We start from the raw sequence: 16443 nt of genomic DNA, 5'->3' as shown, positions 1-16443 counted from the left end.
CTTCCTCAGACCTCGTCATAAATTACTTCAAGCGACTTTTTCGGCGCGGCGTTCTTGCCGCGCATATCGGCTTCGGTTGCGGGCTCTAGGACAATGCCCGCACCTGTATCCTTGCCATCGAAAAGACCGATCAATTCATCTTGGCTCAGTGCCGTTGGTCGCAACGGCGGCGCTTCGCCGACATTTTCACCCAAAGCCGCAAAAAGCGCGCCCCATTGGCTTTGGTGCGTCCCAACGATTTGGTAATTCGCAGATTTCTTGCGCAGATCATCATCCGCAGGGATCGAGGCCAAAACGGGAATATTCACCGCATCGGCAAAGGCCTGAGCCTCGCCCGTGCCGTCATCTTTGTTGATGACCAAACCCGCGACACCCACATTGCCGCCCATTTTGCGGAAATATTCCACTGCCGAGCAAACATTGTTCGCCACATACAGAGATTGCAGATCATTTGATCCAACCAGAATCACCTTCTGCGCCATGTCACGGGCAATCGGCAGGCCAAACCCGCCGCAAACCACATCGCCCAAGAAGTCGAGCAGGACATAGTCAAAATCCCAGTCATGGAAGCCTAGCTTCTCAAGCAGCTCAAAGCCGTGGATGATCCCACGCCCACCACAGCCGCGGCCAACTTCTGGCCCGCCAAGCTCCATCGCGTAGACACCGCCACGCTTGAAGCAGACATCCCCGATTTTCACCTCCTCGCCCGCCAATTTCTTTTTGGTCGAGGTTTCAATGATCGTTGGGCAGGCTTTGCCGCCAAAAAGTAGGCTGGTCGTATCGGATTTCGGATCACAACCAATCAAGAGAACCCGCTTTCCTTGCTCGGCCATGATATGGCTGAGATTGGCAAGGGTGAAACTTTTACCGATGCCGCCTTTCCCGTAAATCGCAATGATCTGCGTTTTCTTGGTGGGTTCGCCCTGAGGCACTTCGAGGGTCGGCTCTTGCTGCGCCTCATCGCGCAGGCGGGCATCGAAATCCTTGAGATTGGGAACATCGAGGGTCATTCTGGCTTCTCCCAATTCAAAATCATTTTCAGGCAAGCGGCATCCTCAAAGGCTTGAGGATAGGCGAGGCTTGCCTCTGCAGCGGGCAGTTGATGCGTGATCAAACCACCAAGGCTGAGCTGTCCCGCTTCGATCAAATCGCGGGTAGCGACCAAGTCGGCGCGCGTCCATTCCGCCGCGATCCGCAGCCGCGCCTCACGCATGAAGGCAGGCGGAAAGGCGAATTCGACAGATTCGGGATAGAAACCTGCCAAGACGACTTCACCGCCCTTGGTCAGGCGCCCGATCATTTCATCCAACAACGCCGCCACGCCCGAAGCATCGTAGATGCAGCGATAATCACGGCGTGTATCATCGGTGGAATTGGTAACAAGATATCCCTCTGCGCCTGTAACACGGGCAGGATTAACCTCCCATACAGTCGGGGCGGGGCCGCCCAGCGCCAAAGTAAGACGCGCCAAGAGACGACCAAATACGCCATGACCCACGATCAGATCAGGCAACTCATGGCCCGCGAGCGCATGATAGGCAGTGGCAGCCAAAGCCAAAAGCGCACCTTCAGGGCCGCTTGCACGATCAATGCGCACGGCGCGCTCTGGCGCTGTAACCAACATGGAAGACGCGCCGCCAAACAAGCCACGCACATCGCCGTAGCAATTCGCGCCCGGCACAAAAACATGATCACCAACCGAAAATTCGCAATTTTTCGGTGTTGAAACGACCTCACCAGCGGCTTCATAGCCGGGGATCAGGGGATAACCCATGCCTGGGAAGGGCGGCATGCGGCCAGACCAGAACAGTTTTTCGGTTCCCGTGGAAATGCCAGAGTGACACACGCGCACAACCATATCCTCAAGCGAAGGCGCCACGAGGCTAACCTGTCCGAGCCCTATTTTCTTTGGCCCTTCGAGTATGACGGCGGTCGCGTGCACGGTCGCACTTCCCCTTGGTTTTCGGATCAAATCACGCCTCAAGACGCAATGAGATTCCACTGTGAGTCATGTGTCAGTTTAATATTACAGCACTGTATGTCAATTAAAATGGACAGTTTATACAAAAAGATTGTCAGCTTTTGTTGACAGTCTTTTCAGCTGTAACGATCCGCGTCACAAATGGACGCCCCGTTTTGACGGGCGAAACCCGCGCAAACCCTGCTTTCGACAATAATTCGCCAATTTGGGCAGCACTGCGGACTGTGCCTGTGCCCATCGCCATACAATAAAGCGCAAAATACGCATCCGCGCTGCGATCTGGCGTTTGCCCGCCTGACATCGGCTCGGCAATGACGATCTTACCGCCTTCGGGCAAAGCGGCGTGAACCGATTTCAACAATCGAAGGACGGTTTCATCTTCGTGATCGTAAAGAACGCGGATAAGGGTGATGAGATCAGGCCCAATTGGCAAAGGATCATCGCGGAAACTGCCCGAGACAATCGTGGCCCGCGCGGCAATGCCTGCGCGCTCAAACCGATCTTGTGCCAGTGCCGCCACCTGCGGCAAATCAAAAAGGGTCACTTGAACATCTGGATGGGCCCTGGCACAGGCCGCCAAGAACACACCCGTGCCACCCCCGATATCCATGACATGCTGCGCCTTCGCAAAGGACAGGCTTGCGAGGATTTCGTCACTTACAAGATTTTGCGTCTCAGACATCAAATGCGAATAGCGCTCTGCCGTAGCAGGATCTTCCGCCGCGGCGGCCCCAAAAACATAGGGCCAAAACCGTGCAAGGTCTGGGTCTGTTTCTCCCCGAAAAAACCCTTCGGCAGGGCCCAAATCGCGATATAGAATATCATGGTGCAAGATCATATCGCGCAGACCACCCACGCCATTGATCGCGGCCCCTAACCGCGCCAAGGCATAGCGCCCATCCCGCAAGCGGGTCAAAAGCCCAAGACTGGCTGCGGCCTGACATAAGACAGAAATCCGTCTTTCGGGCGCATCAATTTTTGCGGCTAATTCGGCAGGATAAGCAGGGCGGGCGCGCAAGTGGTGTGGCAGATCAAGCGCAACAAAGGCCTGCAAAATCTGGCTATAGGTAAAGCCTGCCACCAAATCAAAAAGCCGCTCGCCATCCCGTTTTGCAGCCGCACGCGTAAAGAGGGAACGCGCGGCCCATGATTGAAATGCAGCCGAACCCACCAAATCCAAATAGCGCGCGCGCCATTTATCCCAAAATCTTGGGCGCGGTTCGTCACTTGGGGAGATAGCGGCCATATCTCATTCGGCCGCGTGATGTGCGGGCAAAACAGGCGTAAGCCGCTCTGCATATACGCGCACCATGTCACACAGCGCCGCTTCACCCGCACAAGACGGAATCGAGGCAATCGCGCCAGATAAAATATCCTCCAACCGCGAAACGGCGCCGCGCACACCCAGTTGTGAAACAGCATTAGGTCGCCCGTTAAGATCGTCCTGACCCACAGGCTTACCCAAGGTTTTTTCATCGTAAAGCGCGTCACGCAGATCATCGGCAACTTGGAACGCCTCACCAATCCGAGCGCCCAGTTCTGTCCAAGGCTCGGGATCTTCCCCCGCAGCAGCGGCACCCATTTTGGTGGCGGCGACAAACAGCGCGCCTGTTTTCGACCGATGATAGGCGGACAGGTCTATCTTATCTTCACTTTCCCAGCCTTGGCCTGCGCAAATTCCATTGGGCATGCCTGTGGCTTGGCTGAGGATTTTGATCATCTCAACTGCGCGCTGCGGATCATCCACCGCGGCACGGGCCAAGACCTCAAAGGCCAAAACAATCAGCGTATCACCTGCGAGAACCGCAATGGGTTGCGAATAAGCGATATGCACCGTGGGCTTTCCGCGCCGCAAATCCGCATTGTCAAAACAAGGTAGGTCATCATGAACGAGGCTGGCGCAATGGATAAGCTCAATCGCCGCGCAAGCAGCGTTTGAAAGATTCGGCTTATCATCCCCGCAGGCCTTCGCCACAGAAAGGGAGATGGTCGGCCTGATCCGCGCGCCGCCCGGATTGACGGCATGATCCAAGGCTTGCGCCAATTTGCGTGGCGCAGGCTCTTTCATGGCTAAAGAGAGGGCAGCAGAGATCGCTGATTCTATGCGGGCGGACAGGGACATGGTCACTCAGCCTTCATCGAGGTTTGCGCAGAGGATCCCACGCATATGTAAATTAGACTGGACAGTTTGCGGGAATATGTCAACAATATCTGACATATTCTCGAAAGTGGCCCAAATGAAAGACGCAACACTGTGACCCGACCTATTGCACCTGTCAGGCCCCGCGCCGTGGTGATCGGTGCAGGTATGGGCGGTCTTTCAACCGCGCTGCGCCTCGCGCATGCGGGATGTCAGGTTACAGTCTTTGACGCGATGCACCATGTCGGCGGCAAAATGCGGCAAGTGCAATCCGCTGCGGGGCCGATTGATGCGGGGCCAACAGTGGTGACGATGCGCCATGTGTTTGACGAGCTGTTTCAAACACTAGGTTTGAGGCTTGCGGATCAGGTGACGCTAACACAGGATGACATCCTCGCCCGCCATTTCTGGCCAGATGGCAGCGAGTTAGATTTTCGTGCTAATCTCGAAGAAACGCTTACAACCATTGATCGCTTTTCAGGTTCCAAGGCGCGCGGCGAGTTTCTCAAATTCCACCAAGATACGGCCGCGCTATTTTCAGCATTCGAGGGGCCAATGATGCTGCGCGCTCATCCGCGACAAACGGATTTGACGCTCACGGTTTTGAAATCACCCCATCTGCTGCGCGCAATGGCCCCGCACCAAACTTTGGCGCAGGCGGTCTTTAAGCGGTTCAGCGATCCCCGTTTGGCACAAGTTTTTGCGCGTTATTCCACCTATGTTGGCGGCAACCCTTATCTTAGCCCCGCGCTGCTTTCGCTGATTTGGCAATCTGAGGCAGGAGGCGTGTGGCGGGTCAAAGGCGGTGTGCATCAACTAGCCCGCGCGATGCAAAATATCGGGCAATCCATGGGTGTCGAGTTTCAGCTTGGGCAGTCCATCGAGGCCATTACAAAAGATGCGGATCATGTCACTGGCGTCACCCTTTCAGGTGGTCGGCATGTGGCGGCAGATATTGTGGTGTTTAACGGTGACCCACGCGCGATTCATATTGGGCTGCTGGGCCAAGACCACGCACCCTGTGTAACGCGCGCGCAGGTCGAACCGCGCAGCCTATCTGCCTATGTTTGGAGTTTCGCCTCCCGCGCTTGGGGCAAGACCCTTGCCCATCACAACGTATTTTTTGGTGATAACCAACGCAGCGAATTTGACCCTATCGAAAATGGTGCGCTGCCGCGTGATCCAACTCTTTATATCTGCGCTCAGGATGCTGGGCTCGAGTCCAACACTGACACGGCGCTGCAGAGATTTGAAATTATCATGAACGGCGCGCCAACCGAGGCCCCAACAGAAAGGGAGGTGGCCGCATGTCGTCATCTGACATTCCAAACATTAGCGGATCGCGGGTTGGTCTTTCCCGACCCGATTCCCGACAGCGCATTGATGACACCACAGGATTTCGCAACGATGTTTCCCGCCTCGCGCGGATCCCTTTACGGGCTGAGCCCACATGGAATGACGGCAGCATTGAAACGGCCACGGGCGCGGACGTCTCTCAAGGGTCTATACTTGGCGGGGGGCGGCACCCATCCGGGGGCGGGAATTCCGATGGCCTGCCTCTCAGGACGGCACGCGGCCGAGGCGATCTTGACGGACCATGCTTTAACCTTGCCGTCCCGCCCAACGGCTATGCGTGGTGGTACATAGACGGCATAAGCGATGACGGAACAAAGGCTATTTCAATCATCGCGTTCATCGGGTCAGTTTTCTCGCCATGGTATCGTTGGTCGGGGCGCAAAGACCCCGAAGATCATTGCTGCTTGAATGTTGTCACCTATGGCAAAGGGGGCCGTTGGACGATGACAGATCGCGGCCGCGATGCGCTCGAACTTTCAGAAACGCACATGAAAATAGGCCCTAGCCACCTGTCTTGGGACGGTTCAGCCCTCACCATTCATATTGATGAACGCACAACACCACATGGCGGGCGCTTGCGCGGAAAAGTGACACTAACCCCGCGTGCAGTGACGAATGTTGAATTGTCGCTCTGCGATGATGGCGCGCATATCTGGCGCCCTTTCGCACCCGTTGCCGATATCGATGTTCGTCTCAAAAATGCAGGTTGGTCATGGTCTGGGCATGGATATTTTGATGCCAATTTTGGCACTCGCGCCTTGGAGGAGGATTTTGATTACTGGACATGGGGCCGCTTTCCAACGCGAGACGGCGCTTGTTGTTTCTATGATGCAACGCGCTGCGATGGCAGCAATCTTGCAGCCGCCATTGCCTTTGATGAAACGGGCAAGGCATCACCCGTTGATGCGCCGCGCACTGCAAGGTTCAAATCCGCGTTTTGGGGGGTGCGCCGTGAAACCCGCGCGGATCCAGATTTTGCACCACATGAGGTTCAGCCCATGTTAGACGCCCCATTTTACAACCGTGCCATGGTGCGAACCAAAATCAATGGTGAGACCGTGACAGGTGTTCATGAATCGCTTGATCTTAATAGATTTCGCAAAGCATGGATGATGCCGATGCTGGCCTTTCGTGTGCCCCGCCGCAAAAATTGGCCGAAGCGGTGGTTGTGATCTGATCGTGTCGCTTCCATATTGGGCGGAACATGAAAGGGTAAACATGTCGAATAGTTTTCCAGATTGGCATGGCACAACCATTATCGGTGTGCGCAAGGGTAACGAGGTTGTGGTTGCAGGTGATGGTCAGGTCAGTCTTGGCCAAACCGTGATCAAAGGCACAGCACGCAAAGTGCGCCGCCTTTCCCCGGGTGGATATGAGGTGGTCGCAGGATTTGCAGGATCGACAGCAGATGCGTTTGCCTTGCTTGAGCGTCTCGAAGCAAAGCTTGAGGCAACACCAGGCCAATTACAGCGCGCCAGTGTTGAATTGGCGAAAGATTGGCGCACGGATAAGTATCTACAAAAGCTCGAGGCGATGTTGATCGTCACAGATGGATCCGAGCTCTATGTCATCACGGGCGCGGGCGATGTTTTAGAACCAGAACATGGTATTGCCGCGATTGGGTCGGGTGGAAATTACGCATTGGCCGCGGCTCGCGCGATGATGGACAGCGATAAATCCGCCGAAGATGTGGCCCGCCGCGCGATGGAAATTGCGGCTGATATTTGCGTCTATACCAATGGCAACCTCACAGTAGAGCGGATCGCAAAATGACCGACCTGACCCCCCGCGAAATCGTATCGGAATTGGATCGTTTCATCATCGGGCAAGCCGATGCAAAACGCGCGGTGGCGGTTGCCCTGCGCAATCGGTGGCGGCGCAAGCAACTTGGGGATGATTTGCGCGATGAAGTTTACCCAAAAAATATTCTGATGATCGGGCCGACTGGGGTGGGAAAAACAGAAATCAGCCGCCGTTTGGCGAAACTTGCCCGCGCCCCGTTTCTCAAAGTTGAGGCGACAAAATTTACAGAGGTGGGCTATGTAGGTCGTGATGTCGAGCAGATCATCCGTGATCTGGTAGATGCCGCGCAAATTATGGTGCGCGACCATATGCGCGAAGAAGTTACCTCCAAGGCGCATAAAGCCGCCGAAGATCGTGTGATCGAGGCGCTTGCGGGCGCCGATGCGCGCGACCAAACCCGCGAAATGTTCCGCAAGAAACTCCGCTCAGGGGAATTGGACGACACTGTCATTGAATTGGAAGTTACGGATCAATCCAACCCAATGGCCATGTTTGAAGTTCCAGGTCAGCCCCAGATGGGGCCAATGGGCGGCGGCATGAACCTTGGCGATATATTCGGCAAGGCCTTTGGCGGGCGGAAAATCCGCAAGAAGATGACTGTGGCGGCGAGCTATGAAATCCTTATCGGTGAAGAAGCTGATAAGCTTTTGGATCAAGAAACCGTCACGAAAGAGGCCATTCGGGCCGTTGAAGAAAATGGCATCGTCTTTATTGACGAAATTGACAAGGTCGCGGCGCGCGCGGAAACCCGCGGGGCGGATGTCAGCCGCGAAGGGGTGCAGCGTGATCTATTGCCTCTGATAGAAGGGACAACAGTCTCAACAAAACATGGGCCTGTGAAAACAGACCATATCCTGTTCATTGCCTCTGGTGCATTTCACATCGCAAAACCCTCTGACCTGTTGCCAGAACTTCAGGGGCGCTTGCCCATTCGGGTGGAATTACAGGCACTCACCGAGGACGACTTCACCCGCATTTTGACAGAAACTGATAATGCGCTGACGCGCCAATACTCTGCTTTAATGGCGACCGAAAACGTGGCTGTTGATTTCACCGAAGATGGGATCAAAGCCTTGGCCAAAATCGCGGCAGATGTGAATAAATCGGTCGAGAATATCGGTGCGCGGCGGCTTTATACCGTGCTGGAGCGTGTTTTCGAGGAGCTCAGCTTTACCGCACCTGACAGAAGCGGCGAAAGCGTGATCGTTGATGAAAAATATGTGCAAACCTATCTCGCGGACTTGGCAGGTAAGGCCGATCTTAGCCGCTATGTGCTCTAGTCTCTATTTCCTGAGATAGACATAGAGCGCACCCGCCCCGCCATGGCGGATATGCGCCTCACGAATATCAAGGATATAGCCCGCGATTGATGGGTGGCGCAGCCACCGCGGCACGTTTTGCCGCAATACCCCACGGGCAGGTGCAATCGGGTCATAATGGGGGCCGCTAGACAGATTGCCCTTGCCCGTAATCACAAGGGCCAAACGATATCCGCGCGCATGGCAGTCAAGGATAAATCGCTGCAACGCAGGATGGGCTTGGGCCTGTGTCATGCCGTGAAGGTCAATTTTCGCCTCTGGCTGCAACTTTCCCCGCACCATGCGGCCATGCAATTTTTTATCCATGCGAACGGGGCGCTTTTCAGGCGCGTTTTGCGGTTTTTCAGATGGGGCTGTCAGCCCAATGTCAAAGTCACTGAGATCCAACTTTGGCGTGAGATCGACAATTTCACGCGGGGGAATTGTCGCCGTGTCGGGTTTTGCAAGATAGAAATTGGCGGCGGCACGTTTCAATGGCTTAGCGCTGCGTGCAACGCGATCCCATAAAACGCGGTCTTCACTGCTTAGGTTTTTTGTTTTTTTTGCCATGGCTTATCCTGCCCATCCATTGGGCAAATCATGACCCTTGGGCCAAAGCACGGTCAAGCTGGCAGGTTCATTTATTGCACCCGCACTCCTACCCGCAGCATCACCTGATCCACAGAAAATATCGGCGCGCTGCGCGCCTTTAATGGCAGATCCACAATCTTGGGCAAAATAAATCCGCGCCGCGCGCGTCTCACCCGCAACCATGACGGGCATTCCATAAGGGATATATGCAGGATCAATCGCGATCGAGCGGTTCGCGGTCAAAACCTGCCCTGCGGCACCGACCGCGCCATTTTCGTGACGCGGTTCAAAGAAGATATAGGAGGGGTTTTTTTGTAAAAGCGCATCCATTTTGTCAGGATGGTGTCTAAGCCAATCCTTGACCCAATCTGCGGTGATCTCTTTTGCACTGATCTCACCCATCGCGACCAATTCAGCCCCAATCGAACGATAGGGATGCCCGTTTTTTGCCGAAAACCCAAAGCGGCGCGTCTCACCATCTGGATAGGTCACGGCAACAGATCCTTGGATATGGCAAAAATACTGGTCTATGCGCGAATTGAGATAGACCAGTTCCAATCCTTGCCCCGAAAGCAAATTGCCCGTTTCGATTTCCGCGCGTGTTGCCCAAATTTCAGGCATATCTTTAGGGGCGGCGTAAAGTGGGAACCTGTATTCGGCATCTGGCGTGGCGCGGGCGGGCAAAACGGGTTCGTAATATCCCGTGATATGCCCAGAAAGAGCGGGGCCAAATCTGAGAGGCTGAAAATTTGATTGAAAAAACGCGCGGTCCTGTGAGCGGTTAACCTTGCGGGCGATTGTCACAAGATCGGATATCGCCAAATCCGTTTGAGATTGGAAAATTGAAAGGATTTCGGCGTAATCCTCGTCATCCCAACCCAAAAGATCGGAAAATCCTATGGGTTGGGGATAAGTCACCACGCAGTCCTTACGCTAGGATCAGCCGCCTGTAGCAACCAAAACCCAATTTGGATTGCGGCTGCCCATTTCGCGGGCGAAGGTCCAAACGTCCCGCTGGCGTTTGATTTCAGTTGCGCTGCCTTCGACAATTTCACCATCGGAATTGCGCACCACAGAGGTCAGTTCTGCAGCGAAACGAACCGTGACCTCACCTTCGCGCGAGCTGGCGTCAAACTGGGCTTCTTGAACAGCGATATCGTTGAGGCCCACAAAATTTGCTTCAATCTCGAGGCCTTGCGCACGGCGCGCTTCGATAACCTCGTCAAAGCTCTCGGCAACCTCAGGCGATAGGAAATCGCGCACTTCGGAAATATCGCCACGTTCAAACGCCATGAGAATCATTTCATAGGCGCCGCGCGCACCAGTCAAAAATTCGCCCACTGCGAAACTTGGCTCTGCGGATTTCATCGCGGCCAAGGCACGGGCGCTTTCTGATCCTTCGGGAACATGATCGGTGATATCCCGATCAGGGCCGCCCTCGATCACCTCAAAATTACGGGATTGTGCGGATTTTGCGGTTTTTACAACTTCGGGCGATTTCTCAAACCCCTCACGCGTGCCGAGAACGGCGCGCAACCGCAGGATCAAAAAGATCGCGATTGCCGCGAGAACCAAAAGGGAAAGAAATGATGAGTTCATGTGAGTCTCAATCCAGTTTTGATACAGGCTAATGTTGCCGCAGGGGTTTTAGACTGCGCTTGAGGTTCATATGTAGGGAGGGAAGGGGGCCAAGTCCATGAAGCTGGGCGCGGTTTTGCCGACTATCTGCGGGAAAGGCTGAAAAAATGTGGTTATTTGTTCTTTTTCTGGCGATTCCGCTGATTGAGATTGGCTTGTTCATACAAATTGGCGGATTTATTGGGTTATGGCCAACCTTGGCTGTGGTTGTTGTAACGGCAATTTTGGGAACATGGCTGGTCAGATCGCAAGGGTCGCTGGCGCTGTCGCAAATCCGCGCCAGCTTTAACGAATTAAATGACCCAACCGAGCCGCTGGCCCATGGGGCCATGATCCTAATTGCGGGCGCCCTGTTGCTAACACCTGGATTTTTCACCGATGCGATTGGATTTTCCTTGTTGGTGCCGCCCGTTCGACAATTTTTGATCCTTCAGGTCAAATCACGCATAAAAACCACTAGTTTTCAAAGCCGAGCCAATTTTGGTAGCCAATCTGGCACAATCATAGATGAAGATGGCGAGATCTTAGATACAGACCCGCATGGCCCATCGGGATGGACACGGCATTGAGGCTTTTGGATCAGGCTGTTAAGACGCCTTAAAAATTTGCCTTTGGGAGATGAAAGATGGCGAAAAAAGATGCGGATGCCGCGCAGGACAGCGCAGCACAACAACAACCCGTAATGCCGCAAATGAAAATCTTGGGCCAATTCGTGCGAGATTTGTCGTTTGAGAACATCGCAGCGCAAAAATCGGTTCAAGGTGCGGGTCAGCCCGACATTCAATTGCGTGTGGCGCTCGATGGCGGAAAGCGGCCCACGGAAAAGCAGTATGACGTCATCGTAAAAGTTACGATTGAAGCAAAAACCAAAGGGGACGCCCCCGAACCAATCTTTCGCGTAGACCTTGATTATGCTGGCATCTTCCACATCGATAACGTGCCCGAAGAACAGCTTCACCCGTATCTGATGATCGAATGCCCTCGGATGCTTTTCCCGTTCATCCGCCGCATCGTTTCAGACGTCACGCGAGACGGTGGGTATTTGCCGCTGAACCTTGAAACGATTGATTTTGTTGCGCTTTATCGCAATGAATTGGCGCGCAAAATGACCGAACAAAAGGCAGATGCCTAAGCGTTAACGCATCCAAACAGCCTTGTCGCCCATCTCGGAGATGAAGTCTTGATGGGCGGCGATTTCTTCATCCGTCAAACGCGGCTTGAGGGGTTCTGGCCGTGCAGAGGCGCGGCGCATTGGCCGCACAACATCACGATCTTTGTCCTGATCATCTGGAGAGAGGGCAAAATCAGGCTGCTTGCCCCCAATCAACTCGAGATAGACTTCGGCCAAGATTTCCGAATCCAAAAGCGCGCCGTGTTTTTCGCGCATAGAATTATCGACACCAAAACGGCGACATAGGGAATCAAGACTTGCGGGTGATCCAGGGAATTTGCGCCGCGCAATAGCCAGCGTGTCGATCGCCTGATCATTCGGCAAAAGCGGTTTGTTCACCCATCCAAGTTCTGCATTCAAAAACTTCATATCGAAGCTTGCATTATGAATGACCAGCTTTGCATCACCGACAAAATCCAGAAAATCTTGCGCAATGGCGGCAAAAACTGGTTTATCAGCTAAAAACTCATCGCCCAATCCGTGGACATTAAACGCTTCTTGCGGCATCGCGCGTTCGGGGTTGATGTATTGGTGATATGTCTTGCCTGTTGGCAGGTGGTTCCACAATTCAACCGCGCCAATTTCGACAATACGGTGCCCTTCGGACGGCTCAAAGCCTGTGGTTTCGGTGTCTAGAACAATCTCGCGCATCACAATGTCCTTGCCGTTAAATCGTTGATCAAATCATGCACAGCTTTGCGCGCACCCTCAAAGCTATTTGTTTCTATGACATAATCCGCGCGGGCAATTTTTTCAGAATTTGGCATCTGGCGCGCAAGAATTCGATCAAATAGCGCAGGATCCATTCCCGCACGTCCCATGACGCGGGCTTTCTGCGTTTCGGCATCAGTTGTCACAACCAAAACGGCATCGAGCCATTGATCCGCACCTGTTTCATAAAGAAGCGGAATGTCGCAAACAATCAGGGACTGTTCCGCATGGTCGTCAATGAATTCGGCCCGATCTGCAGCCACAAGGGGATGAATAAGTGATTCAAGCCGATTAAGCGCGTTCGGGTCTTTTTTGACCCAATTTTTCAATGCTTCCCGATCCACCGCATCATTTTGGATCAACCCCCTATTCAACGCTGAAAGCGGTGCCACCGCGGCGCCACTTTTGCCATATAGTTTGGCAACTGTTGCATCGGCATCCCACACAGGAACACCCGCCTCACGAAACATATCTGCGGTGGTGCTTTTGCCCATCCCAATTGAGCCCGTAAGACCAAGAAGAAAACTCATTTTGCCAAAACCGCGCGGCGCAGCTCATCGGTAACAGCGGGCTCTGTTCCAAACCATTTCGCAAAGCCAGGCGCCGCTTGGTGCAACAACATGCCCAAACCATCAACCGCGACTGCGCCCATGGCACGCGCTTGTTTTAAGAGATCTGTTTCAAGAGGGGCATAAACGATATCGTTCACAACGGCGGTTTTTGGTAAGTTGCTCAGATCCACCGCAAGAGGTGGCTGCCCTGTCATGCCTAGGGATGTGGTGTTGACCAGAAGATTACAATCCCCAAGAAGGTTTGGAAGATCTGACATCTGATGCACAGAAACACGATCCCCAAATCGGGCAGATAGGTTTTTCGCTCGGTCAAGATTACGGTTCAGCACCCGAACCTGCGGTGTACCTGCCTCTAGCAATGCATAGATGACTGCCTTTGCCGCCCCGCCCGCACCCAGAATAACAGCAGGGCCATCCTTTGCATCGAATGCGGGCGCGTTTTGTTGAATATTGGCAAGAAATCCGTGGCCATCTGTATTATCAGCCTCGATTTTGCCGTCTTTGTGAAAGGTTAGGGTATTCGCAGCGCCAATTGCACGCGCGCGATCGGTCACAATATCGGCCAAATCCAAAACCGTTTCTTTATGGGGAATCGTCACATTTGCGCCGACAAATCCCATCCGCGGCATCGCAGCCAGAACCTGTTCTAAGTCGCCAGATGTTACATGCAGCGGCACATAATGGCCTGAAATCTGATAGGCCCGCAGCCAAAACCCATGCAACACGGGCGATTTGCTATGACCAATTGGGTCACCAATAACGGCCGCAAGTGGCACCGATGCTGTCATCTTTCTATAAACCCTCGCAGCGCCAAGAAGTTCAGAACTTCGGTTAATGGCAAGCCCAAAACATCGAAATAGCTGCCCTCGACCCGAGAAAACAGGCGAATGCCCTCGGATTCAAGCATATAAGCACCAACTGATTGTGCGATATCGGGCCAGTTGCGGGCAAGGTAAGCGTCAAGATAGCTGTCACTAAATTCTGCCATAAAGAGACGCACGACACCGATATAGCGCCAAATTGGTTGCGCCTCGTGATAAATCACCGCGGCGGACATAAGTTTGTGCGATTTTCCACGCAGCATCGTCAATTGCGCGCGCGCGTCTTCCAGGCTATCTGGTTTTGAGAGAATATTACCCTCAAATTCCAGAATCTGATCGCAGCCTATAACAACAGCATCAGGATTTTTTCGGGCAAGTTTAGCGGCTTTCGCCTCGGCCAATTGATCTACCAAATCGCGCGGCGGGGCACCTTCGGCCAACAATGATGTCTTTAATAACGATTCATCGATTCGTGCATTTTCTGCGATAAATGATACCCCAGCATTCTGCAAAAGCTGCTGTCGGACTGCCGATTGAGACGCCAAGATGATTTTTTGCATTGGATAATTCCGTGGGAAGTCTTGGGGATAAGCCCTTGGATCAAGTGATGACATAGTCACATGCACCGCTTCAACCACAGGTCATTGTGACGTAGCAGAAAATTATCTGTCGGTTATCCACGGGTGTAATTTCTATCCGAGCGGGTTGGAGAAGATGCAACAAACACAGAAATATCCCAAAGTTTTCCACAGTTTTTCATTCTTAATTTTTCATTAACTAATTGATATTATTGATTTTTTTAGAATTTCGCTTTGTGGGTGTAAATATCATCCCCAACGGAAAGCCTGTTGATAAAGTGTTGATAAATAAGTTTCCAAGGTTTTGCACTGCACAACCAAATCATCATCCTTTTCTTAAATTTATTATTTTCTTTTTTAACACCGATAAAATTTTACGTGCTGTGCTTCAGATTGACTTGGGTTCCATCTGTGCGTAGAAGACAGGCTGAGTGATCGTCCGATCATCATCCTTCCCAATTGTGCAAAAGCCCTTAAACGCGATGCGTCTCAAGAGGCATATGGAACCCTCATGACAGTTAACTCTCTCAATCTTGCTGATCTAAAGGCAAAATCACCTAAAGATCTTCTGTCCATGGCAGAAGAGCTGGAGATCGAGAACGCCTCGACCATGCGCAAAGGCGACATGATGTTCGCCATTCTCAAAGAGCGCGCAGAAGAAGGGTGGGATGTTTACGGTGATGGTGTGCTGGAGGTGTTGCAAGACGGGTTTGGGTTCCTACGCTCGCCTGAGGCAAATTACCTTCCAGGCCCAGACGATATTTATGTCTCTCCTGACATGATCCGGCAGCATAGCTTGCGCACGGGTGACACGGTCGAGGGTGTGATTGCAGCACCACGCGAGACAGAGAATTACTTTGGTCTGACCAAGGTTTCCAAGATCAATTTTGAAGTGCCAGAAAAGGCACGCCATAAGGTTGCCTTTGATAACCTCACGCCGCTTTATCCTGATGAGCGGTTGAAGATGGAAATCGAAGATCCAACAATCAAAGATCGTTCCGCACGCATCATTGATTTGGTATCGCCCATCGGTAAAGGCCAACGTGCCTTGATTGTTGCCCCGCCACGCACGGGTAAAACCGTTCTTTTGCAGAACATCGCGCATTCTATCGAAACGAACCACCCAGAGTGCTATTTGATTGTTTTGTTGATTGATGAACGCCCCGAGGAAGTGACGGATATGCAGCGGTCAGTGAAGGGTGAGGTTGTATCCTCGACCTTTGACGAGCCTGCAACGCGTCACGTTGCGGTAGCGGAAATGGTTATCGAAAAAGCAAAACGCCTTGTCGAACATAAGCGTGACGTTGTTATTTTGCTCGACTCTATTACCCGTTTGGGGCGCGCATATAACACCGTTGTGCCATCATCGGGTAAGGTTTTGACAGGCGGCGTTGATGCAAACGCCCTGCAACGGCCCAAGCGTTTCTTTGGTGCGGCCCGTAATATCGAAGAAGGTGGATCGCTGACGATTATCGCAACTGCCTTGATCGATACAGGCAGCCGTATGGACGAAGTGATCTTTGAAGAATTTAAGGGCACGGGTAACTCGGAAATCGTGTTGGATCGTAAGGTGGCGGATAAGCGGGTCTTCCCAGCTATGGATATTTTGAAATCTGGCACCCGTAAGGAAGACCTGTTGGTCGATAAGGGCGATTTGCAGAAAACCTATGTTTTGCGCCGCATCTTGAACCCAATGGGCACAACAGACGCGATTGAATTCCTGATTTCTAAATTGAAACAGACCAAAACGAACTCGGAATTCTTCGATTCCATGAACACCTAA

Annotated in this window: 18 protein-coding genes; 7 read left to right on the top strand and 11 right to left on the bottom strand. The window is 52.9% G+C overall.

What is annotated here, in order from left to right:
• Window positions 1–5 precede the first annotated feature (5 nt).
• The 4 genes from RYZ18_RS12000 to RYZ18_RS11985 form a co-directional block, all read right to left on the bottom strand.
• Window positions 6–1010 carry a chlorophyllide a reductase iron protein subunit X gene (locus tag RYZ18_RS12000; protein WP_317657089.1) on the bottom strand — a complete coding sequence of 335 codons (1005 nt, stop codon included), beginning with the start codon at window positions 1008–1010 and terminating at the stop codon, window positions 6–8.
• Window positions 1007–1942 (bottom strand): chlorophyll synthesis pathway protein BchC, encoded by a 936-nt coding sequence (gene bchC, locus RYZ18_RS11995; protein WP_317657088.1) that lies wholly within the window; start codon window positions 1940–1942, stop codon window positions 1007–1009. Before bchC ends, RYZ18_RS12000 begins: the two co-directional genes overlap by 4 nt.
• A 133-nt stretch (window positions 1943–2075) precedes the next feature.
• Entirely contained in the window at window positions 2076–3227 is a 1152-nt protein-coding gene (locus RYZ18_RS11990; protein WP_317657087.1) for a methyltransferase, read from the bottom strand.
• Window positions 3228–3230: 3 nt separating this feature from the next.
• Window positions 3231–4103 carry a polyprenyl synthetase family protein gene (locus RYZ18_RS11985; protein ID WP_317657086.1) on the bottom strand — a complete coding sequence of 291 codons (873 nt, stop codon included), beginning with the start codon at window positions 4101–4103 and terminating at the stop codon, window positions 3231–3233.
• A 132-nt stretch (window positions 4104–4235) separates the two neighbouring features.
• Here RYZ18_RS11985 and crtD point away from each other — a divergent pair, with 132 nt between their 5' ends.
• The 4 genes from crtD to hslU are packed head-to-tail and all read left to right on the top strand — an operon-like array spanning window position 4236 to window position 8560.
• Entirely contained in the window at window positions 4236–5768 is a 1533-nt protein-coding gene (gene crtD, locus RYZ18_RS11980) for a 1-hydroxycarotenoid 3,4-desaturase CrtD (protein WP_317657085.1), read from the top strand.
• 5 nt (window positions 5769–5773) lie between these two features.
• Window positions 5774–6649, top strand: a complete 876-nt coding sequence (crtC, locus tag RYZ18_RS11975; protein ID WP_317657302.1) for a carotenoid 1,2-hydratase — start codon at window positions 5774–5776, stop codon at window positions 6647–6649.
• 46 nt (window positions 6650–6695) lie between these two features.
• Window positions 6696–7250 carry an ATP-dependent protease subunit HslV gene (gene hslV / locus RYZ18_RS11970; protein ID WP_317657084.1) on the top strand — a complete coding sequence of 185 codons (555 nt, stop codon included), beginning with the start codon at window positions 6696–6698 and terminating at the stop codon, window positions 7248–7250.
• A complete protein-coding gene (gene hslU / locus RYZ18_RS11965; protein ID WP_317657083.1) occupies window positions 7247–8560 on the top strand; it encodes an ATP-dependent protease ATPase subunit HslU in 1314 nt (437 codons plus the stop codon). The genes hslV and hslU overlap by 4 nt, the downstream gene beginning before the upstream one ends.
• A gap of 3 nt (window positions 8561–8563) precedes the next feature.
• Here the strand turns inward: hslU and RYZ18_RS11960 are convergent, their stop codons facing one another.
• The 3 genes from RYZ18_RS11960 to RYZ18_RS11950 are packed head-to-tail and all read right to left on the bottom strand — an operon-like array spanning window position 8564 to window position 10768.
• Complete coding sequence (locus RYZ18_RS11960) at window positions 8564–9148, bottom strand: Smr/MutS family protein (protein ID WP_317657082.1); 585 nt, start codon at window positions 9146–9148, stop codon at window positions 8564–8566.
• A 3-nt stretch (window positions 9149–9151) separates the two neighbouring features.
• The gene (locus RYZ18_RS11955; protein WP_317657081.1) at window positions 9152–10087 is read right to left on the bottom strand and encodes a murein transglycosylase A; all 936 of its coding nucleotides are present in this window, start codon (window positions 10085–10087) and stop codon (window positions 9152–9154) included.
• Between the two features lie 21 nt (window positions 10088–10108).
• Complete coding sequence (locus tag RYZ18_RS11950) at window positions 10109–10768, bottom strand: Tim44/TimA family putative adaptor protein (protein ID WP_317657080.1); 660 nt, start codon at window positions 10766–10768, stop codon at window positions 10109–10111.
• A gap of 146 nt (window positions 10769–10914) precedes the next feature.
• On the opposite strand from RYZ18_RS11950, the gene RYZ18_RS11945 reads away from it, so the two are divergent.
• Together RYZ18_RS11945 and secB are read left to right on the top strand one after the other, a co-directional pair.
• Entirely contained in the window at window positions 10915–11376 is a 462-nt protein-coding gene (locus RYZ18_RS11945) for an FxsA family protein (protein WP_317657079.1), read from the top strand.
• Window positions 11377–11432: 56 nt separating this feature from the next.
• Window positions 11433–11939: a protein-export chaperone SecB gene (gene secB / locus RYZ18_RS11940; protein WP_317657078.1), complete on the top strand. Its 507-nt coding sequence runs from the start codon at window positions 11433–11435 to the stop codon at window positions 11937–11939.
• Between the two features lie 3 nt (window positions 11940–11942).
• Here secB and dnaQ read toward each other — a convergent pair whose 3' ends face one another.
• From dnaQ to RYZ18_RS11920, 4 genes are read right to left on the bottom strand one after another with little or no spacing between them, the layout of a single operon-like run.
• Window positions 11943–12629, bottom strand: coding sequence for a DNA polymerase III subunit epsilon (gene dnaQ, locus RYZ18_RS11935; protein ID WP_317657077.1), 687 nt, complete (start codon window positions 12627–12629; stop codon window positions 11943–11945).
• Window positions 12629–13219 carry a dephospho-CoA kinase gene (gene coaE / locus RYZ18_RS11930; protein ID WP_317657076.1) on the bottom strand — a complete coding sequence of 197 codons (591 nt, stop codon included), beginning with the start codon at window positions 13217–13219 and terminating at the stop codon, window positions 12629–12631. The genes dnaQ and coaE overlap by 1 nt, the downstream gene beginning before the upstream one ends.
• The gene (locus RYZ18_RS11925) at window positions 13216–14049 is read right to left on the bottom strand and encodes a shikimate dehydrogenase (protein WP_317657075.1); all 834 of its coding nucleotides are present in this window, start codon (window positions 14047–14049) and stop codon (window positions 13216–13218) included. Before RYZ18_RS11925 ends, coaE begins: the two co-directional genes overlap by 4 nt.
• Window positions 14046–14642: a Maf family protein gene (locus RYZ18_RS11920; protein WP_317657074.1), complete on the bottom strand. Its 597-nt coding sequence runs from the start codon at window positions 14640–14642 to the stop codon at window positions 14046–14048. Before RYZ18_RS11920 ends, RYZ18_RS11925 begins: the two co-directional genes overlap by 4 nt.
• Before the next feature lie 529 nt (window positions 14643–15171).
• On the opposite strand from RYZ18_RS11920, the gene rho reads away from it, so the two are divergent.
• Window positions 15172–16443: a transcription termination factor Rho gene (gene rho, locus RYZ18_RS11915; RefSeq protein ID WP_317657073.1), complete on the top strand. Its 1272-nt coding sequence runs from the start codon at window positions 15172–15174 to the stop codon at window positions 16441–16443.

This window comes from Roseovarius sp. 10 (assembly GCF_033100315.1).
Taxonomy (GTDB): Bacteria; Pseudomonadota; Alphaproteobacteria; order Rhodobacterales; family Rhodobacteraceae; genus M30B80.
Note: the sequence above shows the minus strand (reverse complement) of the source record. Positions and strands in the feature narration are given on the sequence as shown.

Bases quoted from the DNA above. Each gene is read 5' to 3' on its own strand.
- RYZ18_RS11920 (WP_317657074.1), bottom strand. From the start codon at position 14,642: ATGCAAAAAATCATCTTGGCGTCTCAATCGGCAGTCCGACAGCAGCTT.
- rho (WP_317657073.1), top strand. From the start codon at position 15,172: ATGACAGTTAACTCTCTCAATCTTGCTGATCTAAAGGCAAAATCACCT.
- RYZ18_RS11945 (WP_317657079.1), top strand. From the start codon at position 10,915: ATGTGGTTATTTGTTCTTTTTCTGGCGATTCCGCTGATTGAGATTGGC.
- RYZ18_RS11960 (WP_317657082.1), bottom strand. From the start codon at position 9,148: ATGGCAAAAAAAACAAAAAACCTAAGCAGTGAAGACCGCGTTTTATGG.
- coaE (WP_317657076.1), bottom strand. From the start codon at position 13,219: ATGAGTTTTCTTCTTGGTCTTACGGGCTCAATTGGGATGGGCAAAAGC.
- RYZ18_RS11985 (WP_317657086.1), bottom strand. From the start codon at position 4,103: ATGTCCCTGTCCGCCCGCATAGAATCAGCGATCTCTGCTGCCCTCTCT.
- RYZ18_RS12000 (WP_317657089.1), bottom strand. From the start codon at position 1,010: ATGACCCTCGATGTTCCCAATCTCAAGGATTTCGATGCCCGCCTGCGC.
- dnaQ (WP_317657077.1), bottom strand. From the start codon at position 12,629: ATGCGCGAGATTGTTCTAGACACCGAAACCACAGGCTTTGAGCCGTCC.
- RYZ18_RS11925 (WP_317657075.1), bottom strand. From the start codon at position 14,049: ATGACAGCATCGGTGCCACTTGCGGCCGTTATTGGTGACCCAATTGGT.
- RYZ18_RS11950 (WP_317657080.1), bottom strand. From the start codon at position 10,768: ATGAACTCATCATTTCTTTCCCTTTTGGTTCTCGCGGCAATCGCGATC.
- secB (WP_317657078.1), top strand. From the start codon at position 11,433: ATGGCGAAAAAAGATGCGGATGCCGCGCAGGACAGCGCAGCACAACAA.
- hslU (WP_317657083.1), top strand. From the start codon at position 7,247: ATGACCGACCTGACCCCCCGCGAAATCGTATCGGAATTGGATCGTTTC.
- RYZ18_RS11990 (WP_317657087.1), bottom strand. From the start codon at position 3,227: ATGGCCGCTATCTCCCCAAGTGACGAACCGCGCCCAAGATTTTGGGAT.
- hslV (WP_317657084.1), top strand. From the start codon at position 6,696: ATGTCGAATAGTTTTCCAGATTGGCATGGCACAACCATTATCGGTGTG.